The organism is Saccharopolyspora sp. MMCC62, from assembly GCF_057736575.1.
Genome location: NZ_JBYKCM010000007.1, coordinates 378,311 through 394,849, shown reverse-complemented (window position 1 = coordinate 394,849; position 16,539 = coordinate 378,311). Strand labels below are relative to the sequence as shown.

Sequence of the window (16,539 nt, the reverse complement as noted above, 5' to 3'; positions counted from 1 at the left end):
GCATCACCGTCAACCGCAACGCCGTCCCGAACGACCCCCGACCCCCCATGACCACCAGCGGCCTGCGCATCGGCACCCCCGCCCTCGCCACCCGCGGCTTCACCACCACCGAATTCACCGAAGTCGCCGACATCATCGCCACAGCACTCCAACCCACGATCGACACCGAGGCGCTGCGCGACCGCGTCGAGGCGCTCACCCGCAAGTTCCCGCTGTACCCGAACCTGAACGGAGGGCTCTGATGTCGCCGCGCACACCCGGTGCAGACCTGCCCGAGCACCCGGATCGGCTCTGGAGCTCCCCGGACCCGAAACGCTCCTACGACGTGGTGATCGTCGGCGGCGGCGGGCACGGGCTCGCCACCGCCTACTACCTCGCCGTCAACCACGGCATCACCAACGTCGCCGTGCTGGAGAGCGGCTGGCTCGCGGGCGGGAACATGGCCCGCAACACCACGATCATCCGCTCCAACTACCTGTGGGACGAGAGCGCCGGGCTCTACGAGCACGCGCTGAAGTTGTGGGAAGGCCTCGAAGACGCGCTGGACTACCCGCTGCTGTTCTCCCAGCGCGGTGTGCTGAACCTGGCGCACTCGCTGCAGGAAGTGCGCGACAGCGTCCGCCGCGTCGAGGCGAACAAGCTCAACGGCGTCGACGCCGAATGGCTCGATCCCGCGCAGGTCAAGGAGATCTGCCCGATCCTGAACACCTCCGAGGACCTCCGCTACCCGGTGCACGGCGGCACCTGGCAGCCGCGGGCCGGGATCGCCAAGCACGACCACGTCGCCTGGGGCTTCGCCCGCGCCCTCGACCGGATGGGCGTCGACCTGGTGCAGAACTGCCAGGTCACCGGATTCGAGACCGTCGGCGACCGGGTCGTCGGCGTCGAGACCACCCGCGGGAACATCCGGGCCGGCAAGGTCGCGCTCGCCGCCGCGGGCAGCACCTCGGTGCTCGCCGACACCCTCGGGCTGCGGCTGCCGATCCAGAGCCACCCGCTGCAGGCGCTCGTGTCCGAACTGCTCGAACCCGTGCACCCCACGGTGGTCATGTCCAACGCCGTGCACGTCTACGTCAGCCAGGCGCACAAGGGCGAACTGGTCCTCGGCGCCGGCATCGACGCCTACAACTCCTACGGGCAGCGCGGCGCGTTCCACACCATCGAACGCGAACTCACCGCGGCCGTCGAACTGTTCCCGATCTTCGCCCGGGCGCACGTGCTGCGCACCTGGGCCGGGATCGTGGACGTCACCCCCGACGCCTCCGCGATCATGGGCCGCACCCCGTTCGACGGCCTGTACGTCAACTGCGGCTGGGGCACCGGCGGGTTCAAGGCCACGCCCGGTGTCGGCTGGTGCTACGCGCACACCATCGCCCACGACGAACCGCACCCGCTCAACGCTCCCTTCAGCTTGGAGCGGTTCACCACCGGAGCCCTCGTCGACGAGCACGGCGCCGCAGGCGTCGCGCACTGAACGGAGTCCGCACATGCTGCTGATCCCCTGCCCGTGGTGCGGGCCGCGGAACGAGACCGAATTCCACTACGGCGGCCAAGCCGACGTCCGCTACCCGGACGACCCGCAGTCGGTGTCCGATGAGGACTGGGCGCGATTCCTGTTCTACCGCGCCAATCCGAAGGGCGTGTTCACCGAGCGCTGGTCGCACCACGCCGGCTGCCGGCGCTGGTTCACCGTGCAGCGCGACACCACCACCAACGAGATCCACCCCGACGGCGCGACGAGGACGGTGACCAGGTGAACGACGAGTTCAGGACCGCCGACGGAGGGCGCATCGACCGCCGCCGACCCGTCCGGTTCCGCTTCGACGGGCAGGACTACGAAGGCCGCGAAGGCGACACCCTCGCCTCCGCGCTGCTGGCCAACGGCGTGCACCAGATCTCCACCAGCATCAAGTACGGGCGACCCCGCGGCATCATGGCCGCCGGGCCGGAGGACCCGAACGCCCTGGTGCAGATCGAGAAGCCGTTCCCGGAACCGATGCTGACCGCCACCACCGTGGAACTCGTCGACGGCCTGGAAGCGACCTCGATCCCCGGGCAGGGGCGGTTGTCGGACGAACCCGACCCGGCCCGCTACGACGCGATGCACGCGCACTGCGACGTGCTCGTCGTCGGAGCCGGACCGGCCGGGCTGGCCGCCGCGCTGACCGCGGCCCGCAGCGGGGCGCGGGTGATCGTCGCCGACGCCGACACCGAATTCGGCGGCGCGCTGCTCGGCAACGGCGAGGAGCTCGACCGCAAGCCCGGCACCGACTGGGTGCGCCGCGCCGTCGCCGAGCTCGACTCGCTGCCCGACGTGCGCACCCTCCCGCGCACCACCGTGTTCGGGCACTACGAGGACGGCTACTTCGTGGCCGTGCAGCACCGCGGCGACGACGCGCCCAGCCGCCAGCGCATCTGGCGCATCCGGGCCCGCGAGACCGTGCTCGCCACCGGGGCGCACGAACGGCCCGTGGTGTTCACCGGCAACGACCGGCCCGGCACCATGCTCGCCGCCTCCGCCCGCACCTACCTGCACCGCTACGGAGTGCTGCCCGGCAAGCGGGCCGTCGTGTTCACCACCAACGACAGCGCCTACGCCGCCGCGATCGACCTGCACGACGCCGGGGTGGAGATCGCCGCCATCGTCGACGTGCGCGACGTGGTGCCCACCTACTGGGCCTCGCTGTGCGTGGAACGCGGCATCACGATCCGCCCCGACGCCGCCGTCGTCGGCACCTCCGGCGTCGACCGGGTCGTCAGCGCGCACCTCGTGGGGCTGCGCTCCGACGAGCACCAGCCGGTGACCGTCCGCCAAGTGGTGCGCTGCGACCTGCTGCTGGTCTCCGGCGGCTGGAACCCGGCGGTGCACCTGCACGCCCAAGGCCGCGGTGGGGTGCGCTACTCGGAGCGGATCGGCGGCTACGTGCCCGAGGAGGACCTGCGCTCGGTCCGCTCCGCGGGCGCCGCTGCCGGGGTGTTCGCCACCGGTGACTGCCTGCGGACCGGCGCCGAAGCGGGCGAAGCCGCCGCGCGGGCCGCCGGATTCGACGCCACCGCGCCCGAACTGCCCGCCGCGAAGAATCCGCCGGTGCTGGCCGGGCGCACCACCTGGCTGCTGCCCAGCCCCGCCGACTCCGGCGGCGCCAACCAGTTCGTCGACCTGGCGCGGGACGCCACCGTCGCCGACATCCGCAAGGCCGTCGGCGCCGGGCTCGACTCGGTGGAGCACGTCAAGCGCTTCACCACCATCGGCACCGCGCACGACCAGGGCAAGACCTCCGGCACGCTCACCACCGGCATCATCGCGCAGCTGCTCGGGCGGGAACCGTCCCGCACCACCACGTTCCGCGCGCCCTACACGCCGGTCGCGTTCGCCGCCCTCGCCGGGCGCGACCGCGGCGACCTCTACGACCCGGTGCGCGTCACCGCGATGCACGACTGGCACGTGCAGCGCGGGGCGCCGTTCGAGAACGTGGGGCAGTGGAAGCGGCCCTGGTACTACCCGCGGCCCGGCGAGGACATGGCGGCGGCGGTGCTGCGCGAGTGCGCGGCGGTGCGCTCCGGGGTCGGCATGCAGGACGTCTCCACCCTCGGCAAGATCGACGTGCAGGGGCCGGACGCCGCCGCGTTCCTCGACCTCGTCTACACCAACAAGATGAGCACGCTCAAGGTCGGCCGCATCCGGTACGGGCTGATGTGCACCGCCGACGGCATGGTCTTCGACGACGGCACCGTGATGCGCACCGGCGAGCACCGCTACCTGATCTCCACCACCTCCGGGGGCGCGGCGGGCGTGCTGGACTGGCTGGAGGAATGGCTCCAGACCGAGTGGCCGCAGCTGCGGGTGCACCTGACCTCGGTCACCGAGCAGTGGGCCACCATCGCCCTCGCCGGGCCGAAGTCCCGCGAAGTCCTCGCCCGGGTGGCCACCGGGCTGGAGTTGGACAACGACGCGTTCCCGTTCATGTCCTGGCAGGACGGGGTCGTCGCGGGCAGGAGGGCGCGGGTCTGCCGGATCAGCTTCTCCGGCGAGCTCGCCTTCGAGATCAACGTGCCCTGGTGGTACGGCCGCGAGGTGTGGGAAGCCCTGCACGAAGCCGGTCGTCCGTTCGACATCACCCCGTACGGCACCGAGACGATGCACGTGCTGCGGGCCGAGAAGGGCTTCCCGATCGTCGGGCAGGACACCGACGGCACCGTCACCCCGCACGACCTCGGCATGGGCTGGGCGGTGTCGAAGAAGAAGGACGACTTCCTCGGCATGCGCTCGTTCTCCCGCGCCGACAACGCCCGCCCGGACCGCAAGCACCTCGTCGGCCTGCGACCGCAGGACGAATCCCTGGTGCTGCCGGAAGGTTCGCAGCTGGTGGCGAGCGACGTGCTGCCCGCACCACCGGTGCCGATGCTCGGCCACGTCACCTCCAGCTACCGCAGCGCCGTGCTCGGCGGTGGGTTCAGCCTCGCGCTGGTGAAGGGCGGGCGGGACCGCATCGGCGACACCGTCTACAGCCCGGTCGACGGCAGGCTGGTCCCGCTGACCGTCACCGAACCCGTCTTCTACGACAAGGAAGGAGCGCGTCGCGATGGCTGAGCCCTACGGAGAGTCCCCGCTCGCGGCCCGGGCGGAGGCCCTCGCCGCGCGTTCCGGGCCCGACGCCGTGCACATCACCGAGGTGCCGTTCAAGGCGCAGATCACGCTGCGGGTCGACCCGAAGGGGTCGGGCGCGGAGCGGATCGGCACCGCGATCCACGCGATGCTGCCGAACCAGCCCGGCGAGGTGGTGCACGCCGAAGGCGCGCTGGTCCTCGGCCTCGGCCCGGACGAATGGCTGCTGGTCGGACCGGAAGGCGCCGCCGAGTCCATTTCGGACACCTTGACCACGGCGCTCGACGGTGATCACGGCGCGGTGGTGGACGTGTCCGCGCACCGCACCATCCTGGAGGTCTCCGGGCCGCACGCCCGGGACCTGCTGAACATGGGCTGCGCGCTGGACCTGCACCCGCGCAGCTTCGCGACCGGCCGGTGCGCGCAGACGCTGCTCGCGCGCGCCGCCGTCGTGCTGGTGTGCCGGGACGCGGCACTGCCCACCTACTGGCTGATCGTGCGTTCGTCGTTCGCGCGGTACGTCGCGGACTGGCTCATCGACGCCGCCGGCGAATACGGCTGGTGACGACCGAACCTGCGGGAATTTCCCCACGTGTGAACTGGAGCTCTGGATGACCGAAGTGCGCGGCGTAGTGGCGACCGGCAAGGGCAAGCCGGTCGAGGTCACCACCATCATCGTTCCTGATCCGGGTCCGGGTGAGGCGGTGGTGCGGGTGCAGGCGTGCGGGGTGTGCCACACGGATTTGCACTACCGGGAGGGTGGGATCAATGACGAGTTCCCGTTCTTGCTGGGGCATGAGGCTGCTGGGGTTGTGGAGTCGGTGGGTGTCGGGGTGGTGGATCTCGAGCCTGGTGATTTCGTGGTGTTGAACTGGCGTGCGGTGTGTGGGGTGTGTCGGGCGTGCAGGCGGGGTCGTCCGCAGTACTGCTTCGATACGCACAATGCGGCGCAGCCGATGACGTTGGTGGATGGGACTGCGTTGTCGCCGGCGTTGGGGATCGGTGCGTTCGCGGAGAAGACGTTGGTGCATGCGGGGCAGTGCACGAAGGTGGATCCGGCGGCGCGGCCTGCGGTGGCGGGGTTGTTGGGGTGCGGTGTGATGGCGGGGATCGGTGCGGCGGTGAACACCGGTGGTGCGGGGCCGGGTGATTCGGTTGCGGTGATCGGGTGTGGTGGTGTGGGTGATGGTGCGATCGCGGGGGCGAGTTTCGCGGGTGCGCGGCGGATCATCGCGGTGGACAGGGATCCGGCGAAGTTGGCGTGGGCGCGGGAGTTCGGTGCGACGCACACGGTGAACGCGGCCGAGGTGGACACCGTGGAGGCGGTGCGGGAGCTCACGGATGGGTTCGGTGCGGATCTGGTGATCGATGCGGTGGGGGTGCCTGCGACGTATGAGCAGGCGTTCTACGCGCGGGATCTGGCGGGGACGGTGGTGTTGGTGGGGGTGCCGACTCCGGAGATGAAGTTGGAGTTGCCGTTGTTGGAGGTGTTCGGGCGGGGTGGTGCGTTGAAGTCGTCGTGGTATGGGGATTGCTTGCCGAGTCGTGATTTCCCCATGCTGGTGGAGATGTACCTCCAGGGCAGGTTGCCGTTGGAGAAGTTCGTGACCGAGGAGATCTCGTTGGACCAGGTCGAGTCCGCCTTCACCAAGATGCACGACGGCGAAGTTCTTCGGTCTGTTGTGGTGTTCTGACTCGGTTTGTTTTTCGGGGCGGGTGGCGGAACCTCAGCGGTTCCCTCGCTGCGGGATCGATTTCACCGGTGGCTCCGCCACAGGAGAAAACGCCGTCCTCGCGAGGAGAACGCTGAGAACCCGCTGCGGTGCCGGTTGCTCGGGTGGTCGGCGGCTCAGCGGCTGCGCCGCTGATGGGAAGGACGACGGCTTGCGCCGCTGCTGAGCAGGTTCCGCGTTGTGGTGCCGGTGCTCCCGTCCTGCTCGGTTCCGGCCGGGCGGCGGGAGCACCGGCGTGTTCGGGTCCACTGTGCTCCGAGGGCTGTGAACTGGGCTGATCTCGTGTTGTCGGTGGGTGTGGGTATGTTCCTCCGCACTGCACGGGGACGCGGAGGAGTAGGTCGTTGACAGCCTGGGGAACGTCGAGCACCGCGCGGGTCGTGCCACCCGCGCGGCCGCGCAAGCTCGCGAAGGTGCCGTTCGTGGAACTCGCCGACGGGCGGCTGCAAGGCGTGGTCTCCAGCGGCTCCGACGTGGCGCGCGTGTACGTCTCGTCGGTCGCCGCCGGGAGCCACGCGTTCACCTGCAGCACCAACAACAACCGGCCCTGCGGCGGGCTGCGCGGCGGGCTCTGCAACCACATCCGCACGTTGATCGCCGAAGCCGTCGTGCAGCACGGTCCGGAGCGCGTCGCCCGCTACCTCCGCGTCGACCTCCCCGCGGATGAAGCCGACGACACCGCGCTCGCCGACCTGGTGGACCGCGGGAACCCGCCGCAGGGAGACGCGGCCACCGCCGCGCCCGTGTTCAGCCGGTTCCTGCGCCACCTCGCCTACCTGGAACTGACGCCGGTGACGGCACCGCTGCCCGAGATGCACTGGTTCCCGGCGACCCGGGCGGTGTCCTGATGCGCGCCGACCTGCTCCCCGGCCCCGTCGACGGGCTCGACGAGGCGCTCGCCGCCGTCGACGCCTTCGACCAGGTGCTCACCACCGGCCTGCTGCGGCCGCACGGCGACGGCCTCACCCTGCTCGCCGCCGCCGTCGCGGGCACCCCGCTGGCGGCCACCGTCGCCGAAGCCGCTCGGCAGGCCGCCGCCGGAGCCGCGGGCGAAGACCACTTCACCGCGCTCGCGGGGGCCCGCACCGCGCTGCTCGGCGCCGCGCACGACGCGCTGCTGGCACGCGCCACCGAAGCCACCGGCCGCACCCGCGAAGACCACGGCACGCCCGTCGCCGGTGGTGAACCGGTGAACCTGCTCGCCGCCGCCCGCAGCTGGCTCGCCGACCTGGCCCGCGCCGGATGGCGCGGCATCGACCACGACCTGATCGGCGGCGCCGCGCAGGTCACCACCGCGCTGCTCGCCGAACCCGAGTTGCGGCGCCCCGCCGCGCTGCTCGACGGGTTCGCCGCCGAACTCGCCGCGAGCTGCCCCGGCACCGCCCTGGAACACGTCCCGGCCCGCCGCTGGGCCGACCTGTGGTCCCGCGCGGTGCTGCTCACGCTCCCCGGCGCCGCCGCCGCGCCCGGGACCACCCCCATCAGCGGACGGCTGCTGCCGCTGGGCGTCGACCTGCACGAACACCCCACCGCCGCCCAAGCCCAGGTGCACGCGGTGCTCGAACCCGCCGACGGCGGCGCACCGCTGCTGGTGCGCGCCACCGCCTCCGCGCCGAAACCCGACACCGTCGTCGGCGCCGGGACCTGGCAGCTGCTGCGCCCGCACCTGTCCGCGCTCGCCGCGCTCGGCGACGGCCGCAGCCTGGAGCTCACCGGCATGCCGATCACCGCCGCGGGCGACCTGATCTGGGACGACGCGCGCGCCCGCACCGGTGAGCCCGCCGACCCGTTCGCCACCGCCCGCGCCGTGCTGCCCGCCGCCACCGAGCGCACCGCCGCCCCGCTGGACCGGCACCCCGCGAGCATCGCGGTCCCCGTCTTCCTCGACGGCTACACGGCCACCACCCGCGACGACCGGCCGGTGTTCGCACTCGCCGGGCACGCGCTGCCCGTCGACGCAGACCGAGCCCCGGCCGCCGGGCCGCTCACCGCCGAGGCCGTCGCCGCCTCGCACGCGTGCATCGGCCTGCTGCGCTGGGACGCCGGCGAGTTCCGCGTCCAGCCGCTGGCCGTCGAGACCACCAAGCGGAAGAAGACCACCGCCGTGCACGCCGGAGCCTGGGCGGGCGGCACCACTGACAAGGCCGGGGCCAAGGCGGAGAAAGCGGCCACCGACGCCGCCGCGGCGCTGCGCGAACGGGCCGGGAGGTTGCTGCGCACATGACCACACCCGCCTCCGACGAGAACCGCCGCCAAGTCCTCTACTGGCGGCTGCTGGCCCGGCTCTTCGACCAGGAGGAGCAGCCCGCGCTGGAATCGGCGAGCGTCGCCGTCCTCGACGACATCGGCCTCCCCGCCGCGCTGCTCGACCCGCAGGTCTCGGTCGACGCGCTCGTGCAGCGCCATCCCGAGCTCGCCGAGGAACTCGCGGCGCCGCTCGTCGACGAACCGGGCGTGGACGCCGAACCGGCCGCGGGAGCCGAACCGGCGGCGGACGGCGAACCGGCGGCGGACGGCGAACCGGATGCGGACGGCGAATCCACCTCGGCCGAGGCGCGCGACCCGGCCGACGAGCGCGACCGGGCCGCCGAAGTGCGCCGCGCCGCGCTCCTGTCGAAGCTGCTGCTCAACGTGTTCGGCACCGGCACCGGTGCGGTCACCGCCGGGCAGCTGTCGAACTGGCAGTCCGACGTCGGCCGGCTCGAAGCGGCGCTCGGCTGCGAACCCGGCGGGCTGCGCGGCCGAGCCGGGGGACCGCCCGGGACGCGGCGGACCGGCGGCGGCACACCCGACCTCGGCACCCCGGTCCCGCCGATCGGCCCCGACCTCGACGCCATCGAAGCCGACCTGGTCGACCGGATGCACCTGCGGGAGGTGCTCGCCGACCCGGACCTCGCCGCGCGGCTCAACCCCAGCATGTCGCTGATCGAGCAGCTGCTGCGGGACAAGGACAACCTGTCCGGCACCGCGCTCGCCAACGCGAAATCGCTCATCCGCCGCTACGTGGACGAGGTCGCGCAAGTGCTGCGCACCCAGGTCGAGCGCACCAGCGTCGGCGCGGTGGACCGCTCGGTGCCGCCGAAGCGGGTGTTCCGCAACCTCGACCTGGACCGCACGATCTGGAAGAACCTCACCAACTGGGACCCGGAATCGCAGCGGCTGCACGTCGACCGGCTGTACTACCGGCGCACCGCCCGCAAGACCACGCCGCAGCGGATGGTGGTCGTCGTCGACCAGTCCGGTTCGATGGTCGACTCGATGGTGAACTGCACCATCCTCGCGTCCATCTTCGCCGGGCTGCCCAAGGTCGACGTGCACCTCATCGCCTACGACACGCGGGCGCTCGACCTCACCCCGTGGGTGCACGACCCGTTCGAGGCGCTGCTGCGCACCGACCTCGGCGGCGGCACCGACGGCACCGCCGCGCTCGCGCAGGTCCAGCCGAAGATCGCCGAACCGCGCAACACCGCGGTCGTGTGGATCTCCGACTTCTACGAGTGGCGCGGCGAGCAGGTCTTCGACGGCATGGCCGCCCTGCACCGCTCCGGCACCAAGTTCATCCCGGTCGGCTCGGTGTCCGGCTCCGGCCGCGGCAGCGTCAACCCGTGGTTCCGGGAGCGGTTCAAGGACCTCGGCACCCCGGTCATCTCCGGGCACATCCGGAAGCTCGTGCACGAGCTCAAGACCTTCCTCACCTGACCGCACCACCGCTCCCGCACCGAGAAAACCCGAGAACTCCCAGAATTCCGAGAAAGGCCGGCCATGTCCGAACTGCTGCGAGCCCCCGCCGAGATCAAGTACGCGGAGGAGCTGGACTGGTTGGAGTCGATCGACGACGCCCCGAAACCGTTCTCCTGGCGCCTGTCGCCGAAGATGGTCCGGCTGTTCGTGCTCGGTTCCGAACCCGCCGACGGCCTCGACCGCGACGTCCAGCAGAAGTGGTTCGGCGACCGCACCTTCGTGGAACGCTCCATCGTCACCCTCGCCTCCGACCGCGGACTGCTGCTCATCGGCGACCCCGGCACCGGCAAGAGCTGGCTGGCCGAGCTGCTGTCCGCGGCGATCTGCCGCAACTCCACGCTCGTCGTGCAGGGCACCGCGGGCACCACCGAAGACCAGATCAAGTACTCCTGGAACGTCTCGATGGTCATCGCGAAGGGCCAGTCCCGGGAATCGATGATCCCCTCGCCGATCATGACCGCGATGGAGTCCGGCGCCATCGGCCGCTTCGAAGAGCTCACCCGCGCCACCAGCGACGTGCAGGACGCGCTGATCTCCGTGCTGTCCGAGAAGTACATCTCGGTGCCCGAACTCGACGACGACGGCATCGTGTTCGCCGAACCCGGCTTCTCCATCATCGCCACCGCCAACAGCCGCGACCGCGGCGTCAACGACCTGTCCTCCGCGATGAAGCGGCGGTTCAACTTCGTGCGCATCCCCGTGGTGACGAACAAGAAGAGCGAAGCGGAGATCGTGCGGTTCCGCACCGAGGAACTGCTGCGGCGCCAGCGGATCGAGCTGGACGTGCCGCCGACCCTGCTGGACGTGCTGCTGCGCAGCTTCGGCGATCTGCGCGCCGCCGCGGCCGCCGCGGGCAGCGACGACGAGAAGCTCGAATCGGCGCTGTCCACGGCCGAGCAGATCGGCGTGCTGGAGGACGCGATCCTGCAGAGCAACTTCTTCGGCGACCGCGCGCTCAGCGCCCGCGTCCTCGCCTCCTCGCTCGTCGGCTCGCTGGCCCGCCGCGAACCGGAGGACCTCGCCATCCTCAACAAGTACCTGCACGGCGTCGTGGAACCGCGCAGCGACGAAGAAGGCGGCTGCTGGCCCGAATTCCTGGCGGGCGGGCGCGACGCGATCGCCACCCTCTCGTGACCGCGCCGTTCGACCCGCTGCGCACCCGGCTGCGGGAGGCCGCCGCCGCGTTCGCCGACGGGCCCGGCGCGCTGGAGGAGATCCTGCTCGGCCTCGTCGACGACGTGGACCGCGCCGAGCGGGAACCGCTGGAGATCTTCCCGGTCTGCCACCACTCCCCGGCATCGGCGGTCGCGATGGCGCGACGGCTGCGGGAGAAACGGCCCTCGGTCGTGTACCTGGAGCTGTGCGAGGACATGGCACCGGTGCTGCCCGAACTGCGCCACTGCCGGCTGCCGGTGGCGGTGCAGGCGTTCGCCACCGAAGTCGACGGCCTCCCGATCGAATGGTCGCCGCTGTCGGTGGTCGCCCCGATCACCGAGGCCTCCGCCGAGTACCAGGCCATCGCCTACGCGCTGGACACGCCCGGCGTCGAACTGGTGCTGGTGGACCGCTCCAGCGATCACGTCTTCCAGCAGCAGGCCGACCGCGAAACCGGCGCCGAACCGGCCGACGAGGAAGCCGCGCTGCACGGCGACGCGATCGGGGTCGAACTCGGCGACCTGCGCCCCCGGTTCGCCGAACTGGAGGAGCACCTGCTGCGCAACGGCCGGGTGCGGCACTGGTCGGAGTGGTGGCACCAGTACGTGGAAGTGCCGCTCGCCGGTGGCGATCACGACACCTACCGGCAGGTGCTGTTCCTCATCGGCAGCCTGTTCCGCCGCCTCACGCCCGCAGCATCGCCCCGGCTGCGCCTCGACGAAGAGCGGGAACGGCACATGTGGACCCGGATCCGGGAGCACCTCGCCGCGTCCGGCACCGACCCCGCCGACGGCATCCACGTGTGCGGCGCGGTGCACGCCGCCAGCCGCGTCGCCGAGTTCGGCGTGCACGGCGCCACCGGGCACCGCATCGACCCGCCGAGCGGGACCAGCTGGCAGCACGGGCTGATCCCGTCCAGCCACGCCGCCATCGAAGCGCAGTTCGGCCTGGCGGGCGGTTCGGTGTCCATCGCCGCGGGCGAGTGGGCCAAACAGTCCAAGCGCGTCCGCCCGTTCCGGCTCACCGGGCAGGCCGGTGGGAAACCGCTCAAGTCCGCACCGCCGGTGGCGCCCGCGGAACCCGCGGACAAGCTGTCCGGGTTCCTGCGGCGACCGCCCGAGCTGGACCGGCTCGACGAGGCGGAACTGCGCTCCTGGTCGGTGGAGGTGGTGCGCGCCGCCCGCCGCAACGGGTACCTGGCCTCCACCGCCGACGCCATCGCCGTGTTCGAGACCTCGATCCTGCTCGCCGGGATGCGGGACCGGGCCGGACCCACCCCGTACGACTTCCAGGACGCGGCGATCACCTGCATCGAGAAGGACGTGGTGCCCGGGCGCCGCGACGTCCGCCGCATCGTCGAGAACATGCTCGGCGGCGACCGGGTCGGGAAGGTCGGCTACGCGGCGCTGCCGCCGCTGGCCCGCGACTTGCACGACCGGCTGGCACCGCTCGGGTTGCCGCTGGAGCGGCGCGGCGTGCAGCGGGCGCTGCTGGACATCGCGGGCCGCCCCGAGCTGGAACGCTGCTCCGACGTGCTGTGGATGCTGCACCGGTTGCTGCCGCGCGGCGCGGCCCGGCCGATCATGGGGGAGCGGCGGCTCGGCGAACGCCCCATCCAGGAGTCCTGGGATCTGGCGCTCGGCACCCACCAGCGGGCGCTGGTCGAACTCGGCTACGAGGGGGTGAGCCTGGAGCAGGTGCTGGAGCAGCGGCTGCGCCGCGCCGCGCACGACCCGCAGGCCACCGCGGCGAGCGTGCTGGCCGCCGTGGAGGACGCGACGCTGCTGCTGCGCGGCAACCGGCTCGCCAACGAGCTCGGCGTCCGCGCCCTGGAGGTCCTCGCCGCCGAGCGCACCGCGGACGGCGCCCCCGAGGTGCTGCGCCGGGTGCGGCGGCTGCTGGCGCACTACCGGACGAGCGAGCCCGCGCTGCCGCCGTGGATCGAATCGTTCGTGCGGACCGGGTACGCGCACTACTGCACGCTGCTGCCGACCGCGTTCACCGACGAGGAGGCGGGCGTCGGCCAGGTGGCGGCGATGCTCGGGTTCCTGTTCGGCATGGAAGGCCTGGCGCTGTCGCTGGGCTGCGACCGCACCCAGCTGGAACTGGCGGTGGCGCAGTCGCACCCGGTGGAGCCGGCGAAGGTCGCGCTGCTGTGGGCGGCGCGGCTGCGGCTCGGGCTGCTGTCCCGCGCGGACCTGCGCGAGCGGTGCGCCGAGCTGCTGGCGAACCCGATGGTGCTGCCCGCGTACCCGCGGTACCTGAGCGGTTTCGTGCACGCCCTGGAACCGGTGCCGGGGTTGGCGGACTTCGTGGTGGAGTCGGTGTCCGAGGCGTTCCGGGTGCTGCCGGACCGGGTGCTGGTGCCGTGGCTGCCGATGCTGATCACCACGTTGCGCTCCGGTGGCGCCGAGTCGGCGCCGCTGCTGATCCGGGAGGCGGGCCGGGTGTTCCCGGGGCGGCTCCCGGAACTGGACCGGTGGGTGCCGCCGTGGCTGGCCGAACCGGCCCCGGCGGCACAGCTCCCGGCGAGCGGCGGGTCCGGTGGGGCGGAGCTGCCTGCCGCGCACCCGGCGACCTGCGACGCGGTCGCGGAGCTGCTCGGGTGCACCGGCGGGTGGCCGGTCGCCGAACCGTCCGGTGCGGCGTTGCTGGGCGGGCATCCGGACACGGCGCGCGCGGTGGCGGAACTGCTGGGCTGAGGATCACCCGGCCAGGTCGGAAACCCGTTGCGCGCACTCGCATTCCGGTTCGCCGGCGGTGCGGGCCCCGGCGAAGCGCTGCCGTCGGGCGATGAGCTTGGCGGTGGCGCGCGCTTCGACGGCGATCCGGTGCAGGTGCCCGGCCGGGTCGTTGGTGAAGCCCAGGAAGTGCAGGTCCGGTGCTTCGGCGGGTTCCCCGGCGACGGGCAGGTCCCGCGGTTTCGAGAGCACGTCCGGTCCCACCAGCCGGGCCAGTTCGGTGCGGTAGCCGGTGGCGGCGATGACGTGGTCCGGCCGTATTCGGGTGCCGTCGACGAGCACGACCTGGCTGCGGTCCACGCTCGCCACCGCCGCGACCGGTTGCACCCGGCCCTTCCGGATGGCATCGACGATGCCGCGGTCGTGCACCGGGCTGCGCCCGTCCCGTCGGACGCGCGCGTAGAGCCCGTCCTGCGGGCGCGGCAGCCCGTGCTCGCGCAGGTCGGGCAGCCGAGCTCGGGTGAACGTCCGGGTCAGCAGGTCCGCGACGGAGGTCGGCAGCTTCGCGACGAGGACTCCCAGCCGCTGCCACCGGTCCGCCGCGGCGGGCACGATGGTCGGAGGCGTGCGCAGCGACCACCAGACCCGGGTGGCGCCCTGCCGGGCGAGAGCCGTCGCGATCTCGGCGCCGCTGTTGCCGCCGCCGACGACGAGGACGTCGCGACCGGCGTGCCGATCCGGGTTCCGGTAGCGCGCGGAGTGCAGCAGCAGCCCGGAGAACCCGTCCAACCCGGGCCAGTCCGGGATGTGCGGGGTGTGGTCGAGCCCGGTCGCGACGACCACCGCGCGCGCCGTCGTGGTCTCGCCACCGGCCCGCAGCCGCCAGCAGCGCTCCCCGCCGATGCGCTCGGCGGGCCACACCCGTTCCACGGTGGTGTTCGGCCGCACGTCCAGCTCGTACCGCTGCGCGTAGTCCTCCAGGTACCGCACCAGGTCCTCCCGGGCGACCCAGCGCCCGAAGCGGCGCGGGAGGCGCATCCCCGGCAACCGGGACAGCGAGCGCGTGGTGTGCAGCCGCAGGTGGTCGTAGTGGTGGCGCCAGCTCGACCCGACCTGCGGGCCGCGCTCGAACACGGTGGCCGGGACGCCGCGGCGCGCCAGTTCGGCCGCGACGGCCAGACCTCCCGGCCCGGCGCCGATGATCGCGACGGGGATCTCCCGGTGGTGGGCGCGGACCTGGTGCCGGCACGCGCGGAGCGGGTCGGAGTGCACGCTGTCCTCCTGGGGCGGTCGGGGACGATCACCCCCTACGTCGGTCGGGAACGGCTCGCTCTGACGCCCGCGAAGATCGGTTCACCCGCTCGTGCCGCCCCGCACGCGGAAGATCCACACGACCAGGTTTCCGCCGATCCGATGACGGCGACCGGGGTGGCCGGGCCGTCCGCCCGCGGCGGGATCCGGCGGGCACGTCCGCAGCGGTGTCGGCGCGGCACCACCGCAGGCCTAGGCTGCGGGGAGCCCAGCGAGAGCCGCAGCAGGAGGAATCCCCGCATGTCCCAGTCCGCCCCGTCCGGCACCGTCCTGCAGGTCTGCGAGCTGCTGCCTTCGCTGGAGGCGGAGATGGCGGCGCGCTACGAGGTGCTGCGCCTGCACGAGCAGTCCGATCCGGCCGCCTGCCTCGCCGAGCGCGGCGCCGAGGTCGTCGCCGCCGTCACCAGCGCGCGCTACGGGGTGAGCGACGAGCTGATGGACGCGCTGCCGGAGCTCGGTGCGATCGTCCACTTCGGAGTCGGCTACGAGCGCACCGACGTGGCCCGCGCCCGCGCCCGCGGCATCGACGTGAGCAACACCCCCGACGTGCTCACCGACTGCGTCGCGGACCTCGCGGTGGGCGGGCTGATCGACGTGCTGCGCGGGTTGTCCGCCGCGGACCGCTACGTGCGGCGCGGCGAGTGGGTGCCGGGCGGTTTCGGGTTGCGCACCAAGGTCAGCGGCAAGCGGGTCGGCGTCCTGGGGCTGGGCCGCATCGGGCGCGCCATCGCCCGGCGGCTGGAGGGCTTCGGCGCCGAGATCTCGTACCACTCGCGGCGGCCCGTCGAGGGCGTCGGCTACCGCTACGCCGCCTCGGCGCGGGAGCTGGCGGCCGGGGCGGACGTGCTGGTGATCGCCACCGCGGGGGGAGCCGGGACCAGCGGTCTGGTCTCGGCGGAGGTGCTGGCCGAGCTCGGTCCGCGCGGCTACCTGGTCAACATCGCCCGGGGCAGCGTCGTGGACGAACCCGCGCTGGTCTCGGCGCTGGTCGAGGGACGGCTCGCGGGCGCCGCACTGGACGTGTTCGCCGACGAACCGAACGTGCCCGCGGCACTGCTGGACCGGGACGACGTGGTGCTGCTGCCGCACATCGCCAGCGCCACGCGCGAAACCCGCGAAGCCATGGGAGAGCTCACCTTCCGCAACCTGGAGCGCTACCTGGCCGAAGGCACCCTGGTCACCCCGGTCCCGGCGAGCTGACCTCGCCGCGGGTGACACCGCGCGCACCTGCACGATTCCGGGCCGCGGCCGGTTAGCGTGTCCGGCGCACGGTGCGCTGCTCGACCCGCGACATCCGCGGGCGGAGACGGCC

At 72.6% G+C, this 16,539-nt stretch carries 12 protein-coding genes and 1 pseudogene; 12 read left to right on the top strand and 1 reads right to left on the bottom strand.

Annotated features, from left to right (window positions below; translation table 11 throughout):
- The 11 genes and pseudogenes from AC29IT_RS18900 to AC29IT_RS18850 all read left to right on the top strand — a co-directional run.
- A pseudogene (locus AC29IT_RS18900) lies at positions 1-242 on the top strand (serine hydroxymethyltransferase); the annotation flags it as partial.
- The gene (locus AC29IT_RS18895) at positions 242-1,474 is read left to right on the top strand and encodes a sarcosine oxidase subunit beta family protein (protein ID WP_358447064.1); all 1,233 of its coding nucleotides are present in this window, start codon (positions 242-244) and stop codon (positions 1,472-1,474) included. The pseudogene AC29IT_RS18900 and the gene AC29IT_RS18895, both read left to right, overlap by 1 nt.
- 13 nt (positions 1,475-1,487) lie before the next feature.
- Entirely contained in the window at positions 1,488-1,757 is a 270-nt protein-coding gene (locus tag AC29IT_RS18890; protein ID WP_224963073.1) for a sarcosine oxidase subunit delta, read from the top strand.
- Complete coding sequence (locus tag AC29IT_RS18885) at positions 1,754-4,591, top strand: 2Fe-2S iron-sulfur cluster-binding protein (protein ID WP_488219637.1); 2,838 nt, start codon at positions 1,754-1,756, stop codon at positions 4,589-4,591. The genes AC29IT_RS18890 and AC29IT_RS18885 overlap by 4 nt, the downstream gene beginning before the upstream one ends.
- Positions 4,584-5,171: a sarcosine oxidase subunit gamma gene (locus AC29IT_RS18880; RefSeq protein WP_358447071.1), complete on the top strand. Its 588-nt coding sequence runs from the start codon at positions 4,584-4,586 to the stop codon at positions 5,169-5,171. The genes AC29IT_RS18885 and AC29IT_RS18880 overlap by 8 nt, the downstream gene beginning before the upstream one ends.
- Positions 5,172-5,217: 46 nt before the next feature.
- Positions 5,218-6,300 carry an S-(hydroxymethyl)mycothiol dehydrogenase gene (locus AC29IT_RS18875; RefSeq protein WP_488219636.1) on the top strand — a complete coding sequence of 361 codons (1,083 nt, stop codon included), beginning with the start codon at positions 5,218-5,220 and terminating at the stop codon, positions 6,298-6,300.
- Between the two features lie 383 nt (positions 6,301-6,683).
- Positions 6,684-7,187, top strand: a complete 504-nt coding sequence (locus tag AC29IT_RS18870) for a hypothetical protein (protein WP_358439482.1) — start codon at positions 6,684-6,686, stop codon at positions 7,185-7,187.
- Positions 7,187-8,563, top strand: coding sequence for a hypothetical protein (locus AC29IT_RS18865; protein ID WP_488219635.1), 1,377 nt, complete (start codon positions 7,187-7,189; stop codon positions 8,561-8,563). The genes AC29IT_RS18870 and AC29IT_RS18865 overlap by 1 nt, the downstream gene beginning before the upstream one ends.
- Entirely contained in the window at positions 8,560-10,038 is a 1,479-nt protein-coding gene (locus AC29IT_RS18860) for a VWA domain-containing protein (RefSeq protein WP_488219634.1), read from the top strand. The genes AC29IT_RS18865 and AC29IT_RS18860 overlap by 4 nt, the downstream gene beginning before the upstream one ends.
- Positions 10,039-10,101: 63 nt before the next feature.
- On the top strand, positions 10,102-11,214 hold the full coding sequence (locus AC29IT_RS18855; protein ID WP_488219633.1) for an ATP-binding protein: 1,113 nt from the start codon (positions 10,102-10,104) through the stop codon (positions 11,212-11,214).
- Positions 11,211-13,937: a DUF5682 family protein gene (locus AC29IT_RS18850; RefSeq protein WP_488219632.1), complete on the top strand. Its 2,727-nt coding sequence runs from the start codon at positions 11,211-11,213 to the stop codon at positions 13,935-13,937. Before AC29IT_RS18855 ends, AC29IT_RS18850 begins: the two co-directional genes overlap by 4 nt.
- A gap of 3 nt (positions 13,938-13,940) precedes the next feature.
- Here the strand turns inward: AC29IT_RS18850 and AC29IT_RS18845 are convergent, their stop codons facing one another.
- The gene (locus AC29IT_RS18845) at positions 13,941-15,188 is read right to left on the bottom strand and encodes a flavin-containing monooxygenase (protein WP_488219631.1); all 1,248 of its coding nucleotides are present in this window, start codon (positions 15,186-15,188) and stop codon (positions 13,941-13,943) included.
- Between the two features lie 279 nt (positions 15,189-15,467).
- Between AC29IT_RS18845 and AC29IT_RS18840 the strand changes: the two genes are divergently transcribed.
- The gene (locus AC29IT_RS18840; protein WP_358439465.1) at positions 15,468-16,427 is read left to right on the top strand and encodes a 2-hydroxyacid dehydrogenase; all 960 of its coding nucleotides are present in this window, start codon (positions 15,468-15,470) and stop codon (positions 16,425-16,427) included.
- The last annotated feature ends 112 nt before the right edge of the window (positions 16,428-16,539 follow it).

Bases quoted from the DNA above. Each gene is read 5' to 3' on its own strand.
- AC29IT_RS18855 (WP_488219633.1), top strand. From the start codon at position 10,102: ATGTCCGAACTGCTGCGAGCCCCCGCCGAGATCAAGTACGCGGAGGAG.
- AC29IT_RS18890 (WP_224963073.1), top strand. From the start codon at position 1,488: ATGCTGCTGATCCCCTGCCCGTGGTGCGGGCCGCGGAACGAGACCGAA.
- AC29IT_RS18865 (WP_488219635.1), top strand. From the start codon at position 7,187: ATGCGCGCCGACCTGCTCCCCGGCCCCGTCGACGGGCTCGACGAGGCG.
- AC29IT_RS18840 (WP_358439465.1), top strand. From the start codon at position 15,468: ATGTCCCAGTCCGCCCCGTCCGGCACCGTCCTGCAGGTCTGCGAGCTG.
- AC29IT_RS18860 (WP_488219634.1), top strand. From the start codon at position 8,560: ATGACCACACCCGCCTCCGACGAGAACCGCCGCCAAGTCCTCTACTGG.
- AC29IT_RS18880 (WP_358447071.1), top strand. From the start codon at position 4,584: ATGGCTGAGCCCTACGGAGAGTCCCCGCTCGCGGCCCGGGCGGAGGCC.
- AC29IT_RS18895 (WP_358447064.1), top strand. From the start codon at position 242: ATGTCGCCGCGCACACCCGGTGCAGACCTGCCCGAGCACCCGGATCGG.
- AC29IT_RS18875 (WP_488219636.1), top strand. From the start codon at position 5,218: ATGACCGAAGTGCGCGGCGTAGTGGCGACCGGCAAGGGCAAGCCGGTC.